Source organism: Thermogutta terrifontis (genome assembly GCF_002277955.1).
Classification (GTDB): Bacteria; Planctomycetota; Planctomycetia; order Pirellulales; family Thermoguttaceae; genus Thermogutta; species Thermogutta terrifontis.
In genome coordinates this window covers 4,568,447-4,594,519 of sequence record NZ_CP018477.1, presented here as the reverse complement: position 1 = coordinate 4,594,519, position 26,073 = coordinate 4,568,447, and the positions used below count along the sequence as shown (strand labels likewise).

General features: G+C 58.6%; 17 protein-coding genes. 8 read left to right on the top strand and 9 right to left on the bottom strand.

All coding sequences use genetic code 11. The annotated features are described in order from the left end of the window. Positions 1–468: 468 nt before the first annotated feature. The 3 genes from THTE_RS17010 to THTE_RS17000 all read left to right on the top strand — a co-directional run bounded on the left by THTE_RS17010 (position 469) and on the right by THTE_RS17000 (position 4,710). Positions 469–3,426 carry a chemotaxis protein CheA gene (locus THTE_RS17010; protein WP_095416566.1) on the top strand — a complete coding sequence of 986 codons (2,958 nt, stop codon included), beginning with the start codon at positions 469–471 and terminating at the stop codon, positions 3,424–3,426. Between the two features lie 95 nt (positions 3,427–3,521). Further along, positions 3,522–4,139, top strand: coding sequence for a chemotaxis protein CheC (locus THTE_RS17005; protein ID WP_237260166.1), 618 nt, complete (start codon positions 3,522–3,524; stop codon positions 4,137–4,139). 67 nt (positions 4,140–4,206) lie between these two features. Continuing rightward, positions 4,207–4,710, top strand: coding sequence for a chemotaxis protein CheD (locus THTE_RS17000; protein ID WP_095416565.1), 504 nt, complete (start codon positions 4,207–4,209; stop codon positions 4,708–4,710). Between the two features lie 59 nt (positions 4,711–4,769). Here THTE_RS17000 and THTE_RS16995 read toward each other — a convergent pair whose 3' ends face one another. Then, entirely contained in the window at positions 4,770–6,170 is a 1,401-nt protein-coding gene (locus THTE_RS16995; RefSeq protein WP_168175887.1) for a cytochrome-c peroxidase, read from the bottom strand. Between the two features lie 390 nt (positions 6,171–6,560). Between THTE_RS16995 and miaA the strand changes: the two genes are divergently transcribed. Both miaA and THTE_RS16985 read left to right on the top strand, forming a co-directional pair. Then, positions 6,561–7,523 carry a tRNA (adenosine(37)-N6)-dimethylallyltransferase MiaA gene (miaA, locus tag THTE_RS16990; protein WP_095416563.1) on the top strand — a complete coding sequence of 321 codons (963 nt, stop codon included), beginning with the start codon at positions 6,561–6,563 and terminating at the stop codon, positions 7,521–7,523. A gap of 131 nt (positions 7,524–7,654) precedes the next feature. Then, complete coding sequence (locus THTE_RS16985) at positions 7,655–8,320, top strand: sigma-70 family RNA polymerase sigma factor (protein ID WP_095416562.1); 666 nt, start codon at positions 7,655–7,657, stop codon at positions 8,318–8,320. Positions 8,321–8,352: 32 nt separating this feature from the next. Here the strand turns inward: THTE_RS16985 and THTE_RS16980 are convergent, their stop codons facing one another. After that, positions 8,353–10,902 carry a hypothetical protein gene (locus THTE_RS16980; RefSeq protein ID WP_095416561.1) on the bottom strand — a complete coding sequence of 850 codons (2,550 nt, stop codon included), beginning with the start codon at positions 10,900–10,902 and terminating at the stop codon, positions 8,353–8,355. Between the two features lie 952 nt (positions 10,903–11,854). On the opposite strand from THTE_RS16980, the gene topA reads away from it, so the two are divergent. Beyond that, the gene (gene topA / locus THTE_RS16975; protein ID WP_095416560.1) at positions 11,855–14,527 is read left to right on the top strand and encodes a type I DNA topoisomerase; all 2,673 of its coding nucleotides are present in this window, start codon (positions 11,855–11,857) and stop codon (positions 14,525–14,527) included. Between the two features lie 142 nt (positions 14,528–14,669). Here topA and THTE_RS16970 read toward each other — a convergent pair whose 3' ends face one another. Beyond that, positions 14,670–15,242: a helix-turn-helix domain-containing protein gene (locus THTE_RS16970; protein WP_095416559.1), complete on the bottom strand. Its 573-nt coding sequence runs from the start codon at positions 15,240–15,242 to the stop codon at positions 14,670–14,672. Between the two features lie 583 nt (positions 15,243–15,825). Between THTE_RS16970 and THTE_RS18140 the strand changes: the two genes are divergently transcribed. Then, positions 15,826–15,972: a hypothetical protein gene (locus THTE_RS18140; protein ID WP_157732203.1), complete on the top strand. Its 147-nt coding sequence runs from the start codon at positions 15,826–15,828 to the stop codon at positions 15,970–15,972. A gap of 245 nt (positions 15,973–16,217) precedes the next feature. Here the strand turns inward: THTE_RS18140 and THTE_RS16965 are convergent, their stop codons facing one another. From THTE_RS16965 to THTE_RS16955, 3 genes are read right to left on the bottom strand one after another with little or no spacing between them, the layout of a single operon-like run. Further along, entirely contained in the window at positions 16,218–17,249 is a 1,032-nt protein-coding gene (locus tag THTE_RS16965) for a Gfo/Idh/MocA family protein (RefSeq protein WP_095416558.1), read from the bottom strand. A gap of 55 nt (positions 17,250–17,304) precedes the next feature. Further along, on the bottom strand, positions 17,305–18,258 hold the full coding sequence (locus tag THTE_RS16960; protein ID WP_095416557.1) for a sugar phosphate isomerase/epimerase family protein: 954 nt from the start codon (positions 18,256–18,258) through the stop codon (positions 17,305–17,307). Between the two features lie 60 nt (positions 18,259–18,318). Continuing rightward, positions 18,319–21,027 carry an FAD-dependent oxidoreductase gene (locus THTE_RS16955; RefSeq protein WP_095416556.1) on the bottom strand — a complete coding sequence of 903 codons (2,709 nt, stop codon included), beginning with the start codon at positions 21,025–21,027 and terminating at the stop codon, positions 18,319–18,321. A gap of 351 nt (positions 21,028–21,378) precedes the next feature. Between THTE_RS16955 and THTE_RS16950 the strand changes: the two genes are divergently transcribed. Then, positions 21,379–22,887: a Gfo/Idh/MocA family protein gene (locus tag THTE_RS16950; RefSeq protein ID WP_095416555.1), complete on the top strand. Its 1,509-nt coding sequence runs from the start codon at positions 21,379–21,381 to the stop codon at positions 22,885–22,887. Positions 22,888–22,891: 4 nt separating this feature from the next. Here THTE_RS16950 and THTE_RS16945 read toward each other — a convergent pair whose 3' ends face one another. The 3 genes from THTE_RS16945 to THTE_RS18135 form a co-directional block, all read right to left on the bottom strand. Further along, on the bottom strand, positions 22,892–24,457 hold the full coding sequence (locus THTE_RS16945; RefSeq protein ID WP_157732202.1) for an inorganic phosphate transporter: 1,566 nt from the start codon (positions 24,455–24,457) through the stop codon (positions 22,892–22,894). Between the two features lie 478 nt (positions 24,458–24,935). Then, complete coding sequence (locus THTE_RS16940; protein WP_237260165.1) at positions 24,936–25,904, bottom strand: ISNCY family transposase; 969 nt, start codon at positions 25,902–25,904, stop codon at positions 24,936–24,938. Continuing rightward, entirely contained in the window at positions 25,853–26,071 is a 219-nt protein-coding gene (locus THTE_RS18135; RefSeq protein WP_157732199.1) for a hypothetical protein, read from the bottom strand. Before THTE_RS18135 ends, THTE_RS16940 begins: the two co-directional genes overlap by 52 nt. Between the last annotated feature and the right edge of the window lie 2 nt (positions 26,072–26,073).

Below are 26,073 nucleotides of genomic sequence, written 5' to 3'. Positions count from 1 at the left end.
TTGTTCTCCTTGGTGCGTTTCCGCCTGAGGGTGGGTGAACCGCGCCAGCCGGTCGCTAATTCACCTTTTTCTGAAAATGATGCAGAGGCCATAAATCCGGATTGAGCCGGGTCGGGGCGGATCGGTGGCACAAATCGACTCTGCGAGCAACCGGCGATCCACCATCCATGGGAATAACCGGGGATTCACCGCCTGGTTCGGGAATCCCGCGTCATAAGCTCGAACCGGAACAACCCACTTTCGCGAGTTGCCATGTCATTTTTGCGACCTATCTTTTCTTAGCCAGATGAAGAGAGGTCGCCTCTCTGAAGAGAAGGATTCGCATTCCCGCCATACGATGGGAATCCATCGCCAATTTTAGGAAATTTCCAACAGGGAGGTCGCGGAGAGGCATGCCGCGAGTTTTCCCACCCAGGTAGCTGGCATTTGTCACCCGCCTGAACGACCTGCCAACGAGAAGCTGTGACCATGGATGCTTACCTGAGCGATGACATGTTTCAGGAAATGCTGGGGGATTTCCTGGATGAAGCCACTCAGCTTCTGGATCGCCTCAATGAGAACTTGTTGACGCTCGACGAGTGGTTGCGGCAGCGGCCACCCAGCGACGCCACCACGTTTGACGTGGAAACTCTGAATGAAATGTTTCGCGCCGCCCACAGCCTGAAAGGGCTGTCGGCGATGCTTAATCTCACCAATATCAATCAATTGACACACAAGCTGGAGAATCTGTTCGATGCGGCACGGAAAAATGAGCTGCGGCTTGATCACGACGTGGTGGACTTGATGTTTCGGGCCGCCGACCGCTTGCGGGCAATGGTGGAAGCCCTCAAGGATCCGACGCCTGAACCGATTGAGGCGGCCGATGTCGTTGAGGCGATGATACGCGTTCTGGAGGGAGAACGAGCCAGCGCGTCATCCCTGTCCAGGCATGTGGAACAGGTTCTCGATCACGCCGTGCAGGGAGTGCAACAGGTTCTCACCGAGGAGGGATCGCCACCACAGGAAAGGCCTCTCTCGTTGGCCGTGCCAAAAGAGTTTCTGGACCGCGCTATCGCGGAATTCCAGCAGGTGACCGATGAGGCCGATCTTAACTCGAAATATCTGGCCCTTTTCATTGACGAGTTGGAGCAGGGCCTCGACTCGTTGAGCGAGACGCTGGTGGCCGTGGAAGGTGGGGGCACCCGCGAGGAATTGGAGAACATTCTCTGCACCGCCCACCGGATCAAAGGAGCGGCAGCTTCGGTCGGTTTCCATCGGGCCTCGAAACTGGCTCATCTGATGGAAGATGTCCTTCAGATGCTGCTTGATCAGGGCAAGAGTCTTACCTCCGAGCTCAACGATTGGCTGCTGAGGGCCACGGATAGCCTTCGTGAATTCCTGGAACAGCTTCGCCAGGGAACAGCTCCCACGGTAGATTTCACGCCCGCTGCCGCAGCATTGCTGGCTTATCAGCAGGTGGTGGCGCAGGGGGTAAACCGGGCGGAACAGGTGAGTCGCCATTCTCCGGAAAATAACGAGGTTGCGCGCTCTGGACAGCCTCAACCGGAGGAGAACGCGTCGAATCAATGGCCGCCGGCTCAACTCCTGGAAAAAGCCCGTGAATTCGATCGAGCGGTCATTGTCGGCCGCGTCGAGCTGCAACCCGGTTTACAGTTGAGTGGACTGAAAGGCCAACTGCTCCACGAAAAACTCTGCCACATCGGCGAGGTCCTGGAATACATTCCTCCTGTCGACGAACTGGAAGATCGCGAGACCCTTCCTGCCGTAGAGTTCATCGTCGCCACCGAGAGATCCCTGGAGGAAGTAACCCAGGTGCTCCGCGTGGGAGGGGTGCGGGGCATTAAACTGCATCCACTCACTCCCGAACGGGTTGTCTCTCCAGGCAATGCAGCAGTTGGGAACAGCAAATCAGACGGGGTTGTGCGCGGCGGGGCAGCACAGGCAGCAGTAAAAGGGAACACGGGCCTGCCGATTTCTTCAACCCATCCAGATGACCAGGGAAACACCAAGGCGAAAACCGCGGAATCGGCCAAGAGTGTGGAAACACTCCGCGTGGACATTGAGCGTCTGGATCAGCTCATGAACCTGGCCGGCCAGCTTGTGATCACACGCGCAAGGCTGACTGAACTGTCGGAAAAGCTCAAACAGCGGTTCCACGGTAATCGGGCTGTTCAGATACTGCGCGGCGTGAAAGACTCCCTGGAAAGGCTTGCCGCCTGGTCAGACGTTGATGGGCCATCGCGCAATTCAGCAGGTCTCAGCCGCCTTTCCTGGAATCGGCTGGAGAAAGAGCTGGACCTGCTCAGCCAGGAACTGGAAGCAGTTGCCGAAGCCCGCGTCGCTGTCAACCAGCTTATGGAGGCCGTCCATCAGCTCGATCGTGTCACGGATGGAATACAACGGGCGGTGATGGAGACGCGGATGGTGCCCATCGGGCCACTCTTCAATCGGTTTAAACGGGTGGTCCGCGATGTGACCCGTCTGAATGGGAAACACATCCAGCTCGTGATCAATGGAGAAAAAACCGAGCTTGATAAACGGATGATCGATGAACTGGGCGATCCGCTCATCCATCTGGTCCGCAATGCCGCGGACCACGGAATTGAGCCGCCAGAAGTGCGGGCAAAGCTGGGCAAACCGCCGGTCGGAACCATCACGCTCAACGCTTTCCATCGTGGGAACTCCATCGTGATTGAAGTGAGCGATGATGGGAAGGGGCTGGATGCCGATCGGATTCTCAAGAAAGCCCTCGATCGCAATCTCATCAGTCCTGCCCAGGCAGAAAAAATGTCTCGCGAGGAGATTTACCAGCTCATTTTTCTGCCCGGCCTGAGTACCGCCGAGAAAGTCACGGAGGTCTCCGGCCGCGGAATGGGCATGGACATCGTCAAAGCCAAGATCGAAGAACTGAGCGGTGCCATTGAACTGGCGAGTGAACCGGGCGTGGGAACAAAGGTCACCATCAAGTTACCGCTCACCCTGGCGATCTTGCCTAGCCTGCTGGTGCGGATTGACGGTGACGTCTTCGCCATGCCCATCGAGGCAGTGCGTGAGATCGTGGCCGCCCGTCGTGATAACCTGACGACCGTCCACGGGATGAAAACCGCCCGCATTAGGGACCGCGTCATTTCGGTCATTGAGCTGGGAGAGGTGTTTGCCTCGCACTGCTATGGGTCGTGTTTCGGGGATGGTTCCCGCGAAGAAACAACCCTGGTTGTTTTAGGTGACGAGGAGCACGAAGTCGGGCTGGTGGTGGACGAGGTCCTCGGCGAAGAGGATGTCGTCATCAAATCGATCGCTGAAAACTATCGCAATATCCCGGGTATTGCCGGGGCGAGCATTCTGGGGAACGGCCGCGTGTCGCTCATTCTCGACGTGGCCGCCCTTTTGGGCATGATCGGACGTCGGAGTGCGGCATATTCATGAAGGAGTGCGTGGCTTCGAGAACAAGGGGTGGAACGGAGTTCGGTGTCTCGTGTGTCCTTTTTAATGAGCATGCGTGAACTGTCAAAGGAACACTCATGACCAGCACCGTTGCAACCAACCGAGCAGAAATCTTTCGTCCCCTCTTTGCCGCTGCCACTTATGATGCGTCAGCGGCGATGTGCCGGTGGACGGATGGATTGATCACCCTGACTCTCGATGAGGTGCGGGAAATCCCGCTTCATTCAGTGACCAGCGAACTCGGATTCGGCGATGACCTCCTCACCATGGTGATCCTGGGGGTCGAATCGGATCCGGGCACCGTGCTGATCCTCACTTTCGACGAGGATAACGCTCGACAACTGGCGGCCACTTTAACCCGACGCGTTCGCAACACCAGTCCCGAATGGGATGAACTGGAGATTTCGGCGCTTACGGAAACAGGCAACATCTTGGGATGTGCCTACATGAACGCATTGACCCGATTGCTCGGCCGTGCCATCATCCCCAGTCCGCCGTATTTCGTACGCGATTATTTTGCCAGCGTCATCCAGCAGGCCCTGGTAGAGCAGGCTGCCGCATCGGATATGGCGCTCATTGGTCGGACCGGGTTCCATCGTGAAGGGGAGGCCCTGAACTGGCACGTGCTTTTCGTGCCATCTCCAGAATTCCGTCGGATGCTGGAAAATGCCATCGCCATCAAACCGAAGAACTGAATTCAAAAACCGTCCCAGGCACCCAAGGAAGACAAACCACCCATTGAGATAACGGTAGGGAATAACCATGCACAGTCTGGCAAATCCTGGAACAATTCCCGTCAAAGGACAGGCGATCAACGTCGGGATGGGCCAGATCGCCACAGGTGATCGTGCCACCCAGTTCACATCGGTTCTCGGATCGTGTGTGGCGGTTGTCCTGTGGCATCCCCGGCTGAGCCTGGCGGCCATTGCCCATGTGGTGCTTCCTAAATCACATGGGCAGAACGGTCAGCCGGGAAAATTTGCCGATACGGCGATTCCCTACATGCTGGAGCAACTCGCCAGAATGGGCTGCCCCAAACCGGGACTTGTGGCGAAAATTGCAGGCGGCGCGAACATGTTCCGCGTGGGTGGCCCCCTGCAAATTGGAGACGATAATGTTGCGACTATCCGGGAGATTTTGAAGATGGCGGGCATCCCCATTACCGCCGAAGATGTGGGAGGAACTCACGGAAGAAAAATCACCTTCACCTGCAGCACCGGCGAAATGCTCATCGAGATTGCCGGTGAGAAGGCGAAGGTGATCTGATTGATCTGTGTCAGCACCCGCTCCTGCGATGAGTTCAGGACTGCGGCGAAAAATGATGGTTACGGCAGTTGGGGCGGCTCAACTTTGGGAAATTCGCCGGAAAGGGCCTTCAGGAACTCCACAAGGTCCTTCTGTTGCTCGGGAGTGATCTTGGCTTCTCGAACGGTGTCGAACTCCTCGGATCGGTGGGGATTATCAATTCCACCCGCCGCCATCACGGCGACCGCTTCCTCAAGTGTGGCGGCACTGCCGTCGTGGAAATACGGAGCCGTGTTGGCAACCTCTCGCAGGCTGGGAACACGGAACTTGCCGAAATCCTCATCCTTTCCCGTGACGGCCTTGCGGCCTTCGTCCGGCTTTTCCTTGTTCATGCCCACACCCGCGTTGTAGAACTCATAGCTGCTGAAAAGGGGTGGGGTGTGGCAGTCCGCACAGCCAGATTCTTCAAACACCTTAAGCCCGCGCTTCTGCGCCTCGGTGAGGGCGTTTTGATCACCCGCCCGATACCGGTCATACGGTGAATTGCCGCTCAGCACCGTGCGTTCAAAAGCGGCGATGGCCTTGGCGAAATTCTCCGGCGTGACCCCTGTTCCGAACACTTTCTGAAACAGCTCCTTATACTGGGGAATCCCGTCCAGTGTCTGCACCATCCCCTCGATGGTGTGGCCCATCTCGATCGGATTGGCTACCGGTCCCAGCGCTTGCTCCTCGAGGGTTTTCGCTCGACCATCCCAGAACTGCGAGGTTGCATAGGCGGCATTGATAACGGTGGGGGCATTGCGGGTGCCTACCTGGCCGTGGATGCCCTTGCTCGTTGGCGTGTGTTCCGCCCAGGCCATGTTTGGATCGTGGCACGTCGCGCAGGAGACTGAGCCATCCGCACTGACGCGCTTATCAAAGTACAACATCTTGCCCAGCTCGATTTTCTCCACGGTCATGGGATTGTCTTCCGGAATGGGGAGAGGGGGAAGCCCCAGCGGTACTTTAACTTCGTACGGAGTTCCCTGAGGGGCTGCGCTCTGCGCTCCGGCGGGCGCGGATTCAGCGGGCTTCTCAGCAGGACTTGGGGCCTCTTCCTTGGGTTTTTCCGCCGATTCCTGCGGCGCGGCGGGTTGCGCAGGTTGGCTCTCGGTTGCTGGGGAGGTCATTTCCGGAGCGGGCATGGCCTCCTGCTGCGCCGGAGCTGGGGCTGTCTCCTGAGTCTCAGGCTTCGCCGCCTCCTCGGAGGGTGCCGGCTGCTGCGGTTGCTCGGCCGGTTGTGCCTCACTGGGTTGAGGAGCTGCCTCAGTTGTTGAGGGCGCCGCGGACTCGGCCGTACTCGGCGTGGCTTCGCTTGCGGCGGGCCCTGTTGTATGCGCGGCCGGTTTTTGCCCGCGCTCAGTGGCAGGTTTTGGACAACCGGTCAGGAAAGCGACAGCGATCAAACACACAAGCCATCGGGAAAGTGTTTTCTGCAGCATGACCATCCTCCACTTGCCAGCCAGAGTTTGCCATCGGACTACCGGGCAAACGGACATTTCACCGCGATGTTTCCAAAAAGATACAAGCCGTTTCCACATCCGCCGCCCGCCTTGCCACACTCTCGAAAGCCTGACGCAATCCGATGCGGAATTTCGTCAGTTAAAATTCATCGCTCAGTTTAGCCGGTTCATGACTCGATGCAAGAGTGGGTCGGTGCCATGATAGAAAATTTTACAAATTGGGGTCTTGACGTGCGTGGGCCGGCTGACCGGCGAATGATCCCCGACGCTCGTCAGCCGTGCTTATGTCAGTGAGAATTACTGGTATCGGAGAGCGTCCCGGAGCCTCACCTCTGCCAAGCTGTTCCCGTCGGGAAAGAAAGCCTGAAAATGCCTTACGAAAAGCGCGTGGATATTCAGGACGCGTTGTTTCTGGTCGGTCCGACCGCCTCGGGTAAAACCGCGGTGGGGATTTGCCTGGCCGAGGAGCTTCGCGCGGAGATCGTCTCCCTCGATTCGATGGCCGTGTACAAAGGGATGGATATTGGAACGGCCAAACCCACGGCAGCAGAACGCAGCCGCGTCCGTCATCACCTGATCGACATGGTCGAGCCCTGGGAGGACTACAGCCTTGCCCGGTACCTGGACGATGTTCAACGGGCTCTCACCGACATCCGGTCCCGGCAACAGAGAGCCCTGTTTGTTGGGGGAACGCCTTTGTATTTAAAGGCCTTGCTGCGGGGCATGTTTGAAGGGCCGGGCGCGGATTGGGAATTCCGCGAACAATTGCGGGCCTGGGCCAACGCCCACGGGCCGGAGTCGCTCCACGCGAGGCTGATCTCCGTGGATCCAGACGCTGCCCGCAAAATCCACCCCCACGACCTGCGGCGGATCATTCGGGCGTTGGAGGTTTACGAAAAGACCGGCCAGCCGCTCAGTCACTGGCAACGGCAGTTTGATCATCCGTCAGAAGTGGCAAAAGGCCGTGTGCTCGTCCTCGATTGGCCCCGGGACTCGCTTTATGAGCGGATCAACCGGCGGGTGAACCAGATGTTTGCTGAAGGTCTCGTGGAGGAGGTGAAAAGCCTCCTGGGCAGGGGCCGGCCGTTCAGCCATACCGCCCGACAAGCCCTGGGCTATCGGGAAGTTCTGGAGTATCTTGAGGGCAAACACTCTTACGAGGAGACCGTGGAGCTGGTCAAAACCCGCACGCGTCAATTTGCCAAGCGCCAGCTCACGTGGTTTCGGCACCTTGAAGAGTGTCGCTTTGTGCCGGTGAGCGAACCTTTTCGACCTGAAGAGGTGGCAAAGCGGATCCTCCGCGAATACTGGTCGGCTTTCTCGCCGGAGTAACCGGCGTTTCGCCAGGCGGCGTCGGTTTCCGACTTCCCGCGGTGGCGAACTGCCGTTGCAAGGGTGGGGCAATTCCGCGATATTACAACCGAGGTTGCCCCGCGACTCGTGTCAAAAGCGCGAAAAAAAGAATGAGCCTGTCTGAAGAAAACTCTCCGTCACTATCGGACGAACAGCTTCTGGAGGATGCCCGAAAGGGCGACTTCAGCGCATTCGAGGCTTTGGTGAACCGGTACGAGCGCCGAATCTACGCCCTCGCCCGGCGGATCGTGTCGCGTCCTCATGACGCCGAAGAGGTCGTTCAGCAGACGTTTCTGACACTGCTTGAGCACCTGGATGATTTTCGCGGAGACTCGGCCTTTTCCACGTGGTTGCTGCGGATCGCCACCAATCACGCGCTGGCACTCCTGAGACGGCAGGCTGTGCGTGCCACTCTCCCCCTGGAAGGCGGTTCCCACGTGAACGAAGAGAACGGTCTTCCATTACCGCAGGCCATCGCCGAGTGGCGGGAAAGTCCTGAGGAAATCCTTGCGCGAAAAGAGACCCGGGAGCTCGTGGAAAACGCCCTCCAATCCCTCGATGAGAAGTATCGTCTGGTTTTTGTGCTGCGGGATATCGAGGGCCTGTCCACGGCGGAGACGGCGAGACTGCTCAATATCAGCGAAGCGAACGCGAAGATCCGCTTGATGCGGGCACGGCTGATGCTTCGCGAAAAACTCACACACCTGTTCGGGGATCCCGAAAAGGCCTATGCTCCCCACCATCACGACGAGTTGGACGACGCGGCGGGGAATTAACCGCCGTCAAAGGGAGCAGCCTCGATCCCGGTTCAATCCAGAGGCACTTGGCTGCCCGCCGGATGTACCCACTTCAATCCGGCTTCCTTCTCCAGGTTTTCGACCCAACGCTGATAAATTGTTGCAAGATCGAACTGGACAACATCTAAATAGGATGCCCTGGTATCCCGCATGAAGCTTTCAAAAAGCTGCTCCATTGGCGGCTGAAATTCAAGGACTCTCACCAGGTACGCAACGGTCCGCGGTCGGTTCCACGCCAGGCCCGCCTGACCGACATCCAGCGAGAACACGGCCGCCATAAAATCGTTACCGGCATCCTCGACCACGTCCTTCTCCACGATGAGTCCGCTGGCGGGATCTTTGACCCGGGTTTTGATGGGACTGATCCGTGGCGGTAATTGGGTCAGTCGTACCACGTCAAACTCTCCGTAGGTGAGCCAGGTGAATGGCTCGGTTTCCACGGGCTCCGGCAGATCCACGGCAGAGTCCGCCTGTTTGGTCGCCTTATAGAAGTCGGCCAGCGATTGCCGCGCTGCGTTAACCTTTTCCGCCAGTGCCTGGACCTCCTTTTCGGCCAGCTTCCGCGCTTCCTGCATCCGCCAGGTATGGATGACCTGCTCGCGGATGCCTGGCTCGTCCAGTGTCGGCACATGTTCTTTAACCTTTGAGGTAACCCACGTCAGGTATTGGTTATTGTCCTGGTCCACCGCCCGGAGCGGCAGGAACTCGGCCAGATCAAACACCGAACGCAGTACCGGATTGCGCGAAAGATCGATGGCCTTGCCGATGTCGCGGTCCGCCAGGTCCCAGATCGCGGCATCTTCCACGACGTAGTAGTCGAGTCCCTTATCCTGGGCCAGCTTGCGGAGGTCGGGACGCGTCGGTGCGGGAGGAGCCGGCTGTTTCGCCTTTTCCGCCTCTTCTTTGGCCGTCTCGTAATTGGCCAGATCGCCCTGATATTGACGCATGATTTCTTCGATTTCGTCCAGCACCGCCTTAATCCGTTCGCTGACGATGAGCGAGCGGACCTGATCCTTCACCTCCTCAAACCGACGGTACTTGGACACCTCGGCAGTCGGTTGTTGCGGTGGTGTTTGGGGCGATGCTGCAGGGGGCTGCGCCGGGGAGGATGGCGTTTCAGACGCGGTGGCTGGTTTTTCCGCCGGTTGCTGCACGGAAGAAGCGCCTGGTTGGGGTTTTTCCTCGGGTGCAGCAGCCGGAGCCGGTGGGGCCGCGGGTGGGGTTTCGGAGGCTGCGGCCGGCGTTTGTTCCGCCTTTGGAGGTTGCTCTTCTTTCCCCGGTGTGTTCCCTTCGGCATTTTGTGTGGCTTCTTCGAAAGCGGTGAAAAACATTTTCACGCGGCTGTCGTGACGCGATCCCTGCGTGGGTTGAGGTCCGCTGGTGCCCGGCTGGGGTTGCGGCTGCGGCTCGGAAGTGCCTTGGTCGGCCTTTTGTTGAGGTTGCTCCACCGGATGAGCGGGTGTTTCTGCCTGGGACGATGGACCCTGAGGAGTGGACTGTTCAGAAGCGGGCGTCGTTGCCGCAGGAGACTTCTCCGCTCCGGCTGATGGCGCTGGAGTGCCTTCCGGAGAAGCCTGCGGAGACGCTCCCGACGAGGGATTCGCTCCCGGTTGCGCGGATTCGGAAGGGGTAGTGGTCGTGGCTCCTGTTGCGGACGAGGCGGGTCGGAGGAACAGTTCGTCCTTCCGCTCTTCGTACACGCGCCGCAGTTCCTCGTCGGGAATTTTCGTATTCACGAGCCATTTCTGAAAATCGGCCTTTAGATATTCGAGGGTCACCTTGTCCGGCACTTTAAAGCCGGGTTCCGGGGATTGCGGGTTGGGAAGCCGGGTCTTGTGTTCCTCGAAGAAGCTCCGCACGGTGCGTTCGTCGGGGCTTGGCACCTGGTTAATGTATTTTTCCACGGGGAAGGCGCAGAGTTCGATGGAAGCCATTCTGTTCAAGCGAAGAAAATAATCCCAGCGGGCGCCAGGCGTTTCACCGGTCAGGCCTGGTTGCAGACTTAACAGATCCAGACCGGCAAGCTGCATGTAGCGGAGGACCAGAAGCTCATGCTCCAGACCGGCGAAAAGAGTGTTCTCGTCGATATTTCGGGATCTCATCAGGTTGACCAGATCACTCTGTGACAACGGCACGCCCGAAGCATCAATCAAACTACGGAGGAAAGCATTAACGCTTCGGTCGGTGACTTTCAGACCCGTTTGCAAGGCATACTGCGCGATGAGCCAGGATCGCACGAGGTTCTCATCGGTGGGTTGATCAATGGTCATCAAGGCGAGGCGGACCCGAAAGCTGTTGCCCTTGAGTTCCTCGATCCGCTGCATGAGTGCTTCCAGGAACCGGCGAACCACGCTCCGTTGCACGCGGAGGGAGGCCAGTTGTGTGTCGGACAGATTGCCAAATTTGACAGTGGTCACCGCGATGCCTGCCGTACGCCTCCGCTGGGTCTCCAGCCATTGAAGAAAGCTGGGAATGACCACGAAGCTGACCATCGAAAGCAGAAAAAGTCCCACCAGCAGGACTTTGGCGTTCTTGCGGAAGACTTTAAAAGGACTGGCCATATGACGTTGACTTTCCGTTGACTGGATTTGGTATCCGCTGGATTTTCGAGAATTGCCGAAAGTTCCCCGGTGCCGGTTCCCAGTGTGGGGTCCGTCGAAACCCCGGCCCCCGGTCCGGTGGTGCCTGGCGCCTCCTTGAGAAGGCTCCGTTACACGCTCCCCTTAACTCCTGGGGGACCGGCGAATACGATGCACACAAGGGCGGGGAGGGCGGAACTGGGATTCCCTCACCGAAAACGCTCATTCTAAAAGGTGTCACGACAGTTGAAAATGCCAGCCCTAATTCTGGGCGCCCCGCCATGGAGCATCCCGGATTGAAGTCGCATCTACTCGCGCCACCCGCGGCGATGTCAACAAGCTGAGCAGGCCGGGCGATCGGGACCGATGCGCGGACTGGGGCAGGCGACCAGGGATTGTCGTTGGGGGAACAAGACAACGCCCGTCGCCCGCCTCGCCGGAAACCCCCTGACGTGAGCATGCCCGCAACTGCGGCTTATCAGTTCCCCGCCAACCGGAATGTCGGCGACTGGAGGAATGTAGCGTAAGGATCATCAACAGGTGACGGTGCGTCAACCCCCACAGACGTGGGGTCGTAATGTGTCGATAGCACCTGCCAACTGGGTCTCTCAGTAAGATATCCGTTTGGGCGGGTAAAAAGTCCCGTAATATCAGCCCGTTTCGTTGCCCGGACATAAGATTCGGTGGACGGTACAAGGGCAAAGTGCCCCACATGGTGGACTGGTCTGCCCATTATGTGGGGATCAGGTGGGCTTGGAAAGTTTTCTGAAACAAAGTAAAGAGTGAAAACTGGCTGTCTCGGCGGCTTTGTCGGCATTTGCACGCCGGGAGAGCTAAGAGTAAAGAATGGAGCGATTGATTCCCGTGAATGGCGGCGATTCAAGCGCGAAAGATTTATTGGCCAATTTTTCTACATTGATTCCCGAGTTTGCCCATGGCGAAGAAGAAGGCAAGTCGAGCAGAAAAGAGCGATTCCCCGCAGACGCGAGCGGCTCGCGGCAAGGGCGAAAAGATCAAACTGGTCATTGTGGAATCGCCCACCAAGGCCCGCACGATCAGCCGCTTTCTGGGCTCGCCGTACGCCATTGAGGCCAGCCTGGGCCACATTCGGGATTTGCCGGAGCGTGCCACCGAGTGCCCGCCTGAGTACCGTTCCAAGCCCTGGGCGTATCTCGGGGTGGATGTGGAAAACGGCTTTCAGCCCATCTACATAGTCCCCAAGGATAAGGTCAAGCAGGTCCAGAAACTTAAAAAGGCTCTTCAGTCGGCGGAGGAATTGCTTCTGGCAACTGACGAAGACCGGGAGGGCGAGGCTATCAGCTGGCATTTGTGCGAAGTCCTCCAGCCTCAGGTGCCCGTCCAGCGGCTGGTATTCCATGAGATCACGCGGGAGGCGATTCTTCAGGCCCTGCGGTCGCCTCGTCAAATCGATGAGAATCTGGTGCGGGCGCAGGAAGCCCGGCGGATCCTGGATCGCCTGTTTGGATACGACGTGTCCCCGCTCCTCTGGAAGAAGATTCGGCCGGGTCTTTCCGCAGGCCGGGTACAGAGCGTGGCCGTGCGACTCATCGTGGATCGGGAACGCCAGCGCATGGCCTTCCGCAGCGCAACCTACTGGGACCTGGCAGCGGATTGCCTTTCTCCGCAGGGGGCTCACTTCTCGGCCCAACTGGTGAGCGTGAATGGGCGGGGGATTCCCTCGGGTAAGGATTTCGACCCTCAAACCGGCCAGTTGAAGAATCCGGAGTTGCTCCTGCTGGACCAGGCAGCAGCGGAGGAACTGGCGGCACGGCTGCAGGGTAAATCGGCCCGGGTGATTCTCGCGGAGGAAAAGCCCTACACCTCACGGCCGTCGCCTCCCTTCACCACCAGTACCCTCCAGCAAGAGGCCAACCGCAAATTTGGCTTCACCGCCCGTTACACGATGCAACTGGCCCAGCGGCTCTACGAAAATGGGTACATCACCTACATGAGAACGGACTCCACCCACCTGGCCGATGAAGCCGTCGAGTCGGCCAGACAATTGATCGAGTCGCAATATGGACCGGAGTATTTGCCCGAACGGCCCAGAGTCTATCAGACAACCGTCAAAAACGCGCAGGAAGCCCATGAGGCGATTCGGCCCGCGGGACATCCCTTTGCTTCGCCGGAGTCGCTCAAGGACGTCCTTTCTCGGGACGAACTGCGGCTGTATGACCTCATTTGGAAGCGCACGGTGGCCTGTCAGATGGCTGATGCTCGAGGGCGTCGCATGACCGTGCGGGTCGAAGCAGAGGGGGCGGTCTTCCAGGCGACCGGCCGAACCATCGACTTTCCCGGATTCCTGCGTGCCTACGTCGAGGGGGCGGACGATCCGGACGCTGAACTTGCCGACCGTGAGACGTTATTGCCACCGCTTCGGGTGGGGGATGCCGTTCTCCTGGAGACGGTGGAGCCGAAAAGCCATGTGACCCAGCCTCCGGCGCGGTACACCGAAGCAACGTTAACCCGCGCGCTGGAGGAATTGGGTATCGGTCGGCCCAGCACATATGCCACCATCATCGATACGATTCTCGAGCGAAAATACGTCATCAAGAAAAACAACGCGCTGGTTCCCACCTGGGTGGCCTTCGCGGTCTGTCAGCTTCTCGAGCAGCATTTTCCCGAGCTGGTGGATTACTCATTCACCGCCCAGATGGAGGATGAGCTGGACGCCATCAGCCGGGGGGAACTCCACTGGGTGGATTACTTGAAGCGGTTTTATTACGGGGATGGGCATCCCGGCCTTAAGCGGCTGCTGGAGGCCAAGATTGCCGAAATCGACGCGAGGGAGATCAACCGGATACGGATCGGGCGGCCGTCGGACGTGGGTGAGGACCAGCCCGAAATCTACGTGCGAATCGGACGATATGGTCCCATGCTCGAATGGGGCGACAAGCGAGTCCGGCTTCCGGAGAATATCGCCCCTGATGAGTTAACCCCGGATGTCGCCAAAACATTCTTCGAAAAGGCTGAAAAGGAGGGAGAGCCGATTGGAGTTTGCCCTGAGACGGGCAAGCCCATCTACCTTCGCACCGGGCGGTTCGGGACTTATCTCCAGCGGGGAAATGGGGAAAACGGCGAGGCCACCGAGCGGGTCTCTCTACCGCCGGGCGTCCGTCCCGAAAGTCTCACGCCGGAAAAAGCTCTGGAACTGTTCCGCTTCCCGAGGAACCTCGGCTCTCATCCCGAGACAGGAGAACCGGTTGAAGTGCACCTGGGAATCTATGGGCCGTATATCAAATGCGGTGAGGCCACCCGATCCCTTCCCGATGGCAAATCTCCCACCGAAATCACGCTGGAAGAGGCTCTTCAATTACTCGCAGAGCCCAAATCCCGGCGCCGGCGGATCGCCCAGCTCCGCGAACTTGGAACGTCGCCTGTGACAGGGCAACCGGTGCGGGTGATGAGCGGCCGCTACGGTCCCTACGTGACGGACGGCCAAACAAACGCCACTCTTCCCAAGGACGTGTCACCGGATGATGTCACTCTGGAAGAGGCACTCCAGTGGCTGGCCGAAAAGGCCCAAAGGGAAGCCGTTTCCGGAAAAAAGAAAGTCGTTCGGCGAAGAACGAAAAAGGCGGGCTGAGTCCTGCGATGCGGTGCGGCTGGGCCAATAAAAAGAAAAAACCGCAGCGGTCAGCTGCGGGAATGTGAACCGTTACGGGGGGCTTGCCGTAACGGGTTGAACGGGAAACCGGCGATCGGGAATCAAACGGAGAGCTTGGTCGTCAGACCAGCTCCTTCTTCGCGCCCACAAGGGTGCGAATCCGTTCGGCCAGCAGATGGGCATCGAACGGTTTCTTAAACGTCTCGTTGATGGACGATCGGTCGAAGCTCATGGCGCTTCCGTCGTCCGGCAACAAGGCAATGAGGATGACGTCGCTGAATTCAGAATTGCGACGGACATGCTGGCAGATCTGTAGGGCCTCCGTGCGGCCGATGGAGAAATCCACCACGATGCAATCGGGGCGGAAACTCTCGGCCTGAATTCCCGCATCAAAGCCGCTCGATGCGACCGCCACTTTGAAAGAGCGTTCCGGCGGAAGCTCTTTCTTCAGGTTCTCGATGAGCACCTGATCCTGAGCGACGATCAACACCTTGGCGGTGGTCTCGTCCTCAAGCTCACCGAGTGGCATCCCGTGTTCCTTGAGGAATTTGATCAGCGATTCCCGAGGAATGCGCCGATCCTGCGAACCGGGGATGCGGTAACCTTTGAGACGGCCCGAATCGAACCACTTGCTGACGGTGCGCGGGGCCACTTTACAGATCTTGGCAACTTGACCTGTAGTGAAGACCTTCATCGCAGGCTCTCCAAACTGTCACTCGCTCAAGGTAGTCCATCCCAGTCGGCTTTCTTACCGACTTCCCACATTGCGTTCCCGAGTTTGCGAGCCGCCTTTCCGCACACTCCTTCGCGCGGGACTCCTCCTGACAGGTCAGCCCGCAAACCGCTGGGTCGGAACGCCGGGAACGAAACGCTCCAAAACTGTCTCGGCCGTGGTTCAGCTCCTTCTGACCCGCGCCTCATTAATCACTTCGGCAAATCGGGCCGGTGGAAAACAGTGAAAATTCGTAAAATGGGGAAGGACGATTCCATCCGGACGATTTGCAAAACAATTGGTTCCCTGTCCTCCCGCCCTGAGCAACACGGTCCGCAAATCCGTCAGGCAGTGACCGTCCTTTGCCCGCTCATTCCGCGCGCCGGACGTGATCGACCCTCTCCCCTGGGACGCCTTGGTGGCCGGTTATTCTCACTGTCAGGAGAAAACGGCCCTCCGATTGATAGTTTCGAATTCCCGATGAGAAACTCTTTAACGAGTTTGTCGTGTTGTATCGAATTTGCTGAAAGTAGCGGCCATCGCGAATGGTGCGGTGGTTCCGGTTGTGCGGAGTCAATCTGCTTTGTGGAAATGGGAGATTCTCCTCCACACGGTGACCGTGTTTGCAGGGAACGGCCGCCGCTACGAGGAGGCACCGCCAGGCGTTTCACCCACCTGGGTGTGGCGTGCAGACCGCACAAGCTGCCCGTGATGCCAGCCGCGGAGGAATTATCAGAGAGAAGTCGGGGCTACCCGGTTTTGACGCGGCTACCGCGTGAACGTGATCGCTTCCGCCTCGGAGGGGGAGAGCACCCGATTTGAAGACGGTCACCCCTTCGGTCCACACCTGGGTCCCCTTCTGCCCGGCAGGAGCGGGGCCCATGGCTGCGGACAGCCGTGGAGTGCACAACCTCAGGAGGATGGTTCGTTCAGCGAAGAAACTTATCGGGTGTCGCTTTATGGGGCGGACTTGAGTTCCTGGTATTTTTTCTCTGCCTCCGCCTGGGCTTTGGCGAGCACATCGGCGATGGTGACCGGCTTTCCGCCGAGCTGTTTGCTTACGTCGGCCGCCTCCATGAAAGCGAACAGCTCAATCGTTTCCTCTTTGGGGACTGGGGAAACACCGGTCTTAAAGAAGTTACAAATCTCGATGACGAGCGGTTTGTAGCCGTCGTAGGTTCCGGCCGAGCCACTTTTTTCCGTACCTTCCACCTCCGCCCCGTATCCTTTTCGCTCTTCAAAAATGCCGATTCGGCCGTCTTTCCAGGTTCCCACCACCCGATTCTGGCTTTCGCGAACAATCGTCTGGCACCCGGTGCCCATGATCGTGTAGAGTGTTTCCACCCCATGAATGCCGTACCAGAAAAGGTCGGGGTGGTGCGGTTCAATGGTCATGGGACTCCAGGCCACACATCGCTTGATCTGTCCGAAACCGGCTTCCCCCTTGCGGACAGCCTGAAAGCCCGCACTGAATCGCAACGAGGAACTCGAGAACACAGGCACGTTGGCCTCTTCTGCCAGGCGGAAAATGAGCAGCACGTCCCGCAAAGACGCCGCCATGGGCTTATCGATGAACATGGGTTTACGCGCCGCGATCACCTTACGAGCCTGTTCCAGATGCGGCCGACCGTCCACACTTTCGATGAGAACGGCGTCGACATGGGGCAGCATCGCCTCGATTGAATCGAAAATTTGCAGTCCCTTTTCGCGGAGTTTTTCCGTGTAACCGGCCACGCGGTCCCAACTGGAGGGATTGTCCGGCATGCCGTTGGGATATCCGGCCACCACTTCGAATTCTGCCAGAACTCCCTCCGCCTTTGGATCATTGATAATATCGGTGAAGGCGATGGCGTGGGAGGTGTCCAGTCCAATGAGTCCGAGCTTTTTCACCTGGGGGGAAACTTCTTCACCCTTCACCACATTCGCGGGAAAGCTTACAAGCAGCCACGCGGCAACGCACACGAGGACCACAGATGGTAAGCGGAACATAACACGTCTCCTCTTTTCGGCAGGTCGCACAAGGTGGGGCGTTTAAGCAGGGCCGTCACTTGCCGGCAATAATAAGGTCCAGGCGGCGGCTGAATTCTTCCAGCGGCAGACCACCGTCTTCGATGGTCATCCAGCCGTTATAACCGATCTTGTCCAGTTCTTGCCGCACCGCTGGCCAGTCCACACTGCCGTCTCGCGGGTGAACGAACTTGCCACCTTTCCCGTCGGGATTGAGCAGAAAGTCCTTCACGTGCAACTTGACGATCATCGACCCCAGTGCCCGAATCCACTCCACGGGTGGGGCATATTTCACATGATTGCCAATATCGAAATAGGCCCTGACCATCGGATGGTCGAAGGATTTTACAAAATGAGCAAAAATAGCGGGTTTTACCCAGAGATTGTTCCACACGTTTTCCAGGGCGATGATCACACCCGTTTTTTCCGCCACCGGGATGAGCTTCTTGACTGCTTCCCGGGATGTATCGATGGCATGATTGTGCGCTTCGATGTACTCCTTATACGGGGTGTTGTCGCCCCTGACGACGCGGAGCACGTGTCCGGTCTTCTCGTCGAATTCGATATCAAACTCCCAGGGTTCGGGCATCTTCATCCCACCGATGCGGCAGGGAACAAGCAGAAGGGCATCCGCCCCGTAGGCAGCGGCCGTGCGAAGCGACTGGGCTACGCTGTCGATGTCCCGATTGACGCTATCGGTATTGAAGTTGGCCCAGCCATAAAGCACGGAGTGCACCCGCATGTCGAGGCTCTCCGCCAATTTTCGGGCGGCCTGCGCATCTTTGGGATCCGCGTGCCGGTCATCTGATTCCACACCGTGAAAGCCAGCCGCTTTCAGTTCCTTGAGCCACTGCTCCGTGGGCTTGCCGATCATCGCCTTGTGGATGGTCGTGCGAAAGCCTTCTGCCAGAGTGATTCGACCAAATGCCAAAACTCCGGCGGCGGCAGATGTGCAGGCCAGAAAATCGCGACGCGAAAATTGGGAGCGCATGAGTTTCCTCCTTACGACAGATCACAAATCAAAACGGTCTGGCCAATAGGGAAACGGTGTTCAACCGTCGTTCTCATCGTACACACGAATTTCACAGATTCCCATTTCCGGCTGGGCACGGCGAATCACGATTCTCAACCGGTCCGATGTCACGGCGGGGAACGTCAACACGCGGCGACGATCAAAGTTGTCCCGGACTTCCAGGACGGTCAGCCAACCGTCATCCCGGCCGATCTGGATATCGAAGTCGTCCGCTCGCATCAATTTGGATTGGAAAGATACGTGGACGGTGTTGAACTTGACCGGCCGGTCAAATCGCAACTCCACCCATTGAGGTAGCGGCTGCTGGGGATCCGGACGCCAGGAGTGAGGAATACCACGTATCGCCCGGGCAAAACCGTCGATAACATTTTCCGGAGCGAAGAGTTGCTGCGTTTGGTCCACTTCCGTGGCCAGCTTGATTCCGGGCTCGTCCCCAGGAGAGAGCCGGAATGCATATGTCTGAGGCATGGTGGTCCACTTTCCACCGGGGCTGCGATAAGCCCGCGAGGTGTTTGCTACCTGCTGCGAGAAAAGCGTCCAGGAAATCCCCGCCGTCTTGGGGAGCCACACGAAATAGTAGCCCTCGGGCAACTCTCGCTGAATACTCACAACAACCCAGCCGCTGGCACCGCCCGGCACAATCGCCGAGGATTTGCCAACCGGGCGGCCGTTCTCGAAGTTTCCCAGGTCGGCAGCAGCGCACAACTCGACGGGGATTTCGGTGGGTTGGGAGAGTTCGGAAGTCAAATGGAGGGCAATACTGTCCAGTCGCCCACCTTTCCAGTGAAACATGACCGCGCGATCATGATCCAACTTGTGGGTGGGCAGGAGAGTCGCGATCTTGTACACCTCGTTGGGCGCGGTGCTGGAGGCTGCCACCTTTGCCGAGCGTGCCAGATCACGCGGGTCCTGATTGGGCAGGTCGATGATGTAGCAGCCATCTTTGAGAAGTTGCTGCTGGAGATCAGCGATATACCGCTCATAAACTCCGCGGGGCGTTGTGTCATGCATTTTGCAGAAGCCGGCTGCCGTACCTACCGCCTGCCCCTGCAAACCACAGGTGATCATCACCCGCGTCGCTCCCAGAGCCACGTGCGTTACAGAAATGCAACGCCCCGCCATCATGAGGTTGTCGATATCCTTGGAGTACAAACTTCGAAAAGGCACGGAGAACTTCACTTTGTGCGAGAACACCGCGGGGGGCCCCGGATCGTAAAATCCTTTGGGCGGGTGGATGTCAATGCCCCATCCCCCGTAGGAGACACGATCCGGGAAAAGGGTTTGATTGGCGATGTCGTGCTCGGTCATGATGTAATCTCCCATCAGGCGGCGCGACTCGCGCTTGCCCACCACGTAGCTCACCCAGGTGAGCTTATAATTCTCGGCCTCTTCTTTGAGTTTGGGGCAGTGGTTTTTGGCGTGATCCCACATCCCCCAGATGATCCGCAGGAGCTCATCGCGGATGATTTCGGCGTCCTTGTACGTATCGAGCTCTCCCCCGTACTCGATCACCCATTGCCAGCCTCCGAACCGTAACTGAGGATGGCGACCGGGATTAAAATCGGAGCAACTCTCGAACTTATGGGCCCAGTCGGGGGCTTTGAACGGGACAGGCTGGGCCATCTGTTCGGTGGCATACCGCAGCGTGCCGCCCATCGTTCCTTTGTTGACATCACCCACCTCCGGGGCACGGCTTTCGTTGTACATGGAGCGGGGTTCCCGGCCGTGCCGGTACTCTGCCCCTGCCCACACGCCGATCGATCCGTCACCCGTGCAGTCGATAAAAATCTTCCCGGGGAACCGCAACCGCTCACCAGTGTTGACGTCCAGCGCGATCACGGCTTTGATGCGTTTGGCCGATTCCATTTCCACCCCAGTGGCGTGCGTGTTGAGGAACAGATCCAGGCCGGGCTGGTTTTTCACCAACTTGAGGAGCCGCTCGGAATAACCGAACACATCGCCGCGGACCTCTTCGATGATGCCGCCTTCGCCGGGATCAAGCGGCTCGCGCGTGGAATCTCCTTCCGGATTGACAAGGATCTCCGTACTGCCGTTTCCCCCCAGCACCGGACGATTCTGAATGAGCACCGTCCGGCACCCCATTCGGGCAGAGGCCACAGCCGCGAAAGTCCCGGCCAATCCACCGCCAACAACCACTGTATCGTAGGGTTCCAGGGTTTTGATTTCCCGGCTGACGCCGCCGTACATTTCACGCTGGCGGGCCAGGGGGCCTAAATCGTCGGAAGGTCGAAATGCCGGGTCATCACTCAAAACGATCGCATCGCACCGAGAATAATGACCGGTCAGGTCGTGAAGTTTCACCGTCAATGGACCGGCCGGCAATTCCACGATACCCCCGTCCTCCCAGATCCATTCCCCTTTCTTGTTGGCGCCGAACACATGCTCGATTGCGCGGTCGCCCAGGATAACCTGAAATTTGCCCGGGCTGTATTCGGGAAGCCAATCTCGATTGCGGACCCACACCCGATAACGCCCGGCCTTGGGAACGTTCACTGTAGTCGAGGCATCCTGGACGGGGCCTTCCAGACCAATGGCCAGCAGAAAAGGTGATCCCATCTGATCAACAAACTGGGCATCGTTGACCCAGCCGCCCCTGTTTTCAAACTTTTCCGTTTCCAGCCAGATGACGTGATGGTCCTGAGCCCAGGCTGAAAAGCTCGCCCAAAACGCGATGCCGCACGCGACAACTTTCCACAATCGGATCATGCAAACGTGCTCCTGCAAACCATTTGACTTGCCTTAGGCGAAAACCGCCAGAATCATCCCGGTTTTGCCCCATGCTGCTCTGGTTTCCAACGCACTATCACAGTACCCACCGCTCATGGGCCGGTCAAGTGCCTTGTGGTTGTGAGTTCCCCCTCTGCGAGAACAGATGGCCGCGGAGACAAGTGGGTCGCGGTGGAAGGCATATCGCCGACGGCTTGAAGGGTCGGGTTCCACCCCGATCGAACACCCTCCAGCCTTGCAATCTCCCGTGCAGGGTGTCATCATGTGTGGGGCCAGGATTCCCATCTTTTTCGTTGACCGCACTCGCTGCATGAACTGAGGAGTGTTCGTATGCTGAGCTCGAAGGTCAATCGCCGTGGATTTGTGGCGTCCAGCGCGCTGGCGACGGTGGCCACTGTTGTCCCTCGCTCTGTCCTCGGTGGGCCGGGCTTTGTCCCCCCAAGCGAAAAAATACACATCGGCTATGTGGGATGCGGGACGCAGGGCTTGCGACAGCTCATGCAGGCCCTCCCGCGACAGGAAATCAGGATCGTGGCGGTCTGCGACCCCAATCGAAAGAGTGACGATTATCCCGAATGGGGACCGAGAGAGATCGTCTCCAAGGTTCGTGCGTTTCTGGAAGATCCTCGCTGGGGCGAAGGTGCCCGGGGGGGACTTTGCGGTCGAGAGGTCGGCCTGGAGATTGTTTCCCGCTATTACGCCAAAGCCTCGGACAATGCGACCGAACGGCCGCAGTGTCGCGCTTATTCGGATTTCCGGCAAATGCTGGCGGACGAAAGAGACCTGGACGCCGTTTACATCATGACGCCGGACCACTTACACGGCGTTATTGCTGCACGGGCGCTCAAAGCGGGTAAACACGCCATCACACACAAGCCGATTTCCAACGTGCTCCAGGAGGTACGCATCCTCCGCGATTTGGCTCAGCAAACCGGTCTGGCCACGCAGCTTTTCTGTGCAGCCGACAATCCCGATGCTGCCACCATCGCGGAATGGATTCAGGCCGGTGCGATTGGACAGGTTCGAGAAGTCCACAACTGGTCCACGCGGCCTTTCTGGCCACAGGGAATGACCGAATATCCCACGGAAAAAGTGCCCCTGCCGGACGGCTTTGAATGGGATCTGTGGCTCGGGCCGGCTCAGGAGCGGCCGTATCATCCCGCCTACACCCATGCCGTCTTTCGAGGGTGGTACGATTTCGGCACCGGGGCGCTGGGAGATATGGGGCACTACAGCTTCTACCAGATTTTCAAAATCCTGGGCCTGGGATCACCGGTCAGCGTGGAAGCCAGCCGCAGTCAATTCTGGCGAATTGAAAACTACACCTGGAAGAAGCAAATCAATCGCGTTTCCTATCCCCGAGCATCCCTCATTCACTGGGAATTTCCAAGCAGTGATCAGCGATCTGCCGTGAAACTTCACTGGTATGACGGGGGGTTGCGACCGGAATTGCTGGCTGAACTCGAGGTTGACGGTCTCGACATGCCCGAGGAAGGTATGCTCTTTGTGGGCGATCAGGGAAAAATTCTCGCCGGGTTTACGGGTAATAATCCCCGGTTAATTCCGCAGAAAAGAATGAAGGATTTCCAGCCACCCCCGAAGAGGCTGCCTCGACCGGCCGGGGAGCTGGATCAGTTCATTCGCGCATGTCGCGGAGAAGCAAAGGCCGACGCCAACTTCGTTTCGGTGTATCCGATGGCGGAAACAATCCTGCTGGGAACCATTGCGGTCCGGGTGAACCAGAAGCTCAGGTGGGATACCACCAGGGGCGAATTCACCAATTCGGCAGAGGCCAATGCCCTGATCCGGCGAGAAAATCGCCCAGGCTGGGAGTTGTAAGCCGTTACGATTTCTCGTCGAGTGCCTCGGCGTGCTGAGGCTGATCGGAGGGTGATCCGGTGGAAGCTCCGGATCGTCGGTGGTGAACACGCGCCTCCTGCTCGTCTGCCTTTTTCTGGGCATAAAACCGAATGCTCAGGTTGAGTGCCAGAGCAATCAGAAGACCGACGATTCCAAGATGGTAGATCATCCGGGCGACCCCGGCGGTCGCTGCTACCGCAATCACAGCCGAGATGAACCAACTCACCACCACCCAGATCGCGCGACCGATTTTGAGGTCCGCATCACCCCGACTGAGGACACGGTCGGCCAAACCTGTCGCCAGCACGGCGGCAAAGGCCACGTAGGTTGTAGAAACCGGCAGACCCCGGCTGGAGGCGAGCGCAATGACGCCCGCACTCACCGAACTGATGACCGCCGCGCGAAGGGCGTCATAATGGACCTTCTTTCCGCGAGGGGTCACCGTGGGGGGAGGTGCTAGTTCTGGTCGGTGGGGAAATCGGCCGAGAATCCACCGGGCAATCGCGCGACACCACTCCGGGGCGTAGAGAGCGACTTTGTCATACTGACTTCCCACGTTGACCTGGGCCCGCGTCACCCGTTGGGCATTTTCCGTCATCATCCCGGCCACCATCAAGGCGCCGCAAATCGTCAGTACCCACATCGGGATTTGAATTTGCGTCGCCGAGGCGACACTTTGATCGGAATGCTGCCATAGCCAGAACGCCGAGATCCCTGGGGATGCGCAGTTTGCCAGATCGTTCTGACCGAAGGCGAACGCCAAGCAGAGCATTCCCAGGATGGCCAAGCCCGGAAATAGATACTTCGTCCCAAACTTCCCGGAAAACGACAGAAACAGATGGACGGCCAGGGTGAATCCACCCCACACGGTCAAAAAGGCCAAAGTCGGGGTGTACGCGTCGATGTAGGGTTCGATGGCGTATTCGCGAAATGCTTTAACAAATGCGATGCCAGACATGCCCTTGAAGAGCATAAACCAGCCCAGCCCCGTAAGCATGAGGCCGGAGATCCACGGGCCGTGAAGAAGAATGGTTTCCCGATCTTCAATCTTGTCTCGAATTGCGGCGCGAAAAACACGCTGGATCAGAAAGCCGGCAACCCCGGTCATAAAGATGGAAACAAATATGGCCGCCACCACGGTCCCAACTTTTCCCCAGTGAACCACTCCCGGACCGCACAACCCGAGCGAGGCCCCCACCAGTTCAAAAATGAGGCACGCTGTGGTGCTCACCGGCATTCCAAAGGCCGAGTAGGTAAAAAGGAGAACTGTATCGACCAGGTAAACACTGATGTAGGCGACAATCGCCTGATGAAGCGTCAGCAGGCCCGGGTCGAAAATTCCTTTTCGGGCTGTTTCGAAGACGGGGGTGGCGGCACTGGCTCCAATGATCACTGCGATGCCGGCCAGTCTGACGGCCCATTTGCGGCTGAGGATTCGCGCCCCGAACACCGCGTTGACGATGTTAGAGGCGTCATTTCGGCCGACTTCGATACAGTCCCATATCAGCAGCGCCAGCCCGAGAAAGGCTAAAATGGTGACCAAACTCACGATCGTGTTTCCCCGGAAGACGGCAACACACCCAACTGCGACAGACAGTCCGTTAAGCAACAAGGCAGCCGCCGGTTTTATTTCTGTCCCAGCAGAGCCTTGGCAGGAAAGGTCTCAGCGGTTCAATTTAGCGAACCCCGGGGCTTTTCAGAAGGACCCACAGACGCTGGCCATGTTAGCCACGAATAGAAATGTCCCCTAATTCTCACGAATAGAAATGTCCCCTGCTAGGGGTTCATGGAACTGCTGAATCGGGCGGCGGAGCGGAGGACGAGCGGAGCGAGTCCGAAGCGGAGCCGCCCGATTCGCTCCGCCCTCCGCCCCCGCTATCTCCAGATGCCCCCACAGCGCTCTTCCCAAACCGAAACTTCCGCCACGGATGGTCCTCCGACGGACGATTCCCCTGACTCGATCGAATCTCTTCCCTTCCCCCTGCCGCCCGGCGGGATCCCCGGCACGCCTCCCTCCGCGTCTCCGACTACGCTAATTCCACTTCTCCTGTAAACACCCTAATCCGACCGTCCCCTTGCTCGCACACCGTCACCGTATCTCCGGGCCGCACTTGCCCCATCGAAGATCGCTCCAGTTGCAGAAAACGATTCCCCCAACGCACCGTCCAGTCGTTCTGCACCACCCGCCGCTCCTGCACCGAGAACACCCGGTCCAGGTCGTAACCCGCCTCCAGCGGCCGGTGCAGGTCTCCCTCCACCGCCGCCGACACCGCAAACTGCTTGTTGAACGCAGGCAGAAACTCCTCCTCCAAAAAGCGATTCGCCTCCCCCAGGTCCGAAACCCCCGCCCGCCGCAAGGCCTTCACCAACCGATCCTGCAGCGTCCGGTTCATCCGCTCCACCCGCCCTTTGGCCTGAGGACTCCGCGCCCGGATCAGTCGCACCCCAAGCTCCTGCATCGAACGGCCAAACTGCGTCAGCGGCTCCTCTCCCGACAACAACTGCTCCGCCGTCGGCTCCGCATCACTGCGGTAAATGCTATGGCGATCCACATATAACGAACGCGGCACCCCGTACCGCTTGATCCATCCCCGCATCGAGTCCCAGGCCGCCCACACTGTCTCCCGCTCGTAAAACCGAGCATACACCCGCCCTGTCGCATCGTCGATCAGCACCATCAGCACCGCCTCACCCCGACGCCCTTCGAACCAAGGATGCACCGAACCGTCCATCTGCACCATCTCGCCAAACTGCTCCTTCCGCAGACGACGCCGACGGTGCACCCGCCTCCGACGCTGACGCTGCCACAGGCCCGCCGCCAAAAGCCATCCCCGCAGCGTCTCCACCGGCACCGATACCCCGTCCTCCGCCGCCAGACATTCCGCTGCCAACGTGGGACCGTAGTCCCCGTACTTCTCCCGGTACAGCGTCAACGCCTTCTCCTTCACCGCCGGGTCCACTTGCCGATTCGAGGACCGACCTCGCAACCGGTGCACCAATCCCACCGCACCCAACGCCTGATAGCGCGCCCACGAACGCTTCCCTGGCGATAACTCATCCCCAAGATCTCGCTCGCCTTCACCAGCGTGATGTCTCCCGCCTTCACCCGGCCGAAAACCTCCAGCCGCGCTCGCTCTTTCGCACTCATCTGTAATGTCTCCATAC

What these genes read in the sequence shown, in the direction of transcription:
- THTE_RS17010 (WP_095416566.1), top strand. Translation starts at nt 469, where the DNA reads ATGGATGCTTACCTGAGCGATGACATGTTTCAGGAAATGCTGGGGGAT.
- THTE_RS17005 (WP_237260166.1), top strand. Translation starts at nt 3,522, where the DNA reads ATGACCAGCACCGTTGCAACCAACCGAGCAGAAATCTTTCGTCCCCTC.
- THTE_RS17000 (WP_095416565.1), top strand. Translation starts at nt 4,207, where the DNA reads ATGCACAGTCTGGCAAATCCTGGAACAATTCCCGTCAAAGGACAGGCG.
- THTE_RS16995 (WP_168175887.1), bottom strand. Translation starts at nt 6,170, where the DNA reads ATGCTGCAGAAAACACTTTCCCGATGGCTTGTGTGTTTGATCGCTGTC.
- miaA (WP_095416563.1), top strand. Translation starts at nt 6,561, where the DNA reads ATGCCTTACGAAAAGCGCGTGGATATTCAGGACGCGTTGTTTCTGGTC.
- THTE_RS16985 (WP_095416562.1), top strand. Translation starts at nt 7,655, where the DNA reads ATGAGCCTGTCTGAAGAAAACTCTCCGTCACTATCGGACGAACAGCTT.
- THTE_RS16980 (WP_095416561.1), bottom strand. Translation starts at nt 10,902, where the DNA reads ATGGCCAGTCCTTTTAAAGTCTTCCGCAAGAACGCCAAAGTCCTGCTG.
- topA (WP_095416560.1), top strand. Translation starts at nt 11,855, where the DNA reads ATGGCGAAGAAGAAGGCAAGTCGAGCAGAAAAGAGCGATTCCCCGCAG.
- THTE_RS16970 (WP_095416559.1), bottom strand. Translation starts at nt 15,242, where the DNA reads ATGAAGGTCTTCACTACAGGTCAAGTTGCCAAGATCTGTAAAGTGGCC.
- THTE_RS16965 (WP_095416558.1), bottom strand. Translation starts at nt 17,249, where the DNA reads ATGTTCCGCTTACCATCTGTGGTCCTCGTGTGCGTTGCCGCGTGGCTG.
- THTE_RS16960 (WP_095416557.1), bottom strand. Translation starts at nt 18,258, where the DNA reads ATGCGCTCCCAATTTTCGCGTCGCGATTTTCTGGCCTGCACATCTGCC.
- THTE_RS16955 (WP_095416556.1), bottom strand. Translation starts at nt 21,027, where the DNA reads ATGATCCGATTGTGGAAAGTTGTCGCGTGCGGCATCGCGTTTTGGGCG.
- THTE_RS16950 (WP_095416555.1), top strand. Translation starts at nt 21,379, where the DNA reads ATGCTGAGCTCGAAGGTCAATCGCCGTGGATTTGTGGCGTCCAGCGCG.
- THTE_RS18135 (WP_157732199.1), bottom strand. Translation starts at nt 26,071, where the DNA reads ATGGAGACATTACAGATGAGTGCGAAAGAGCGAGCGCGGCTGGAGGTT.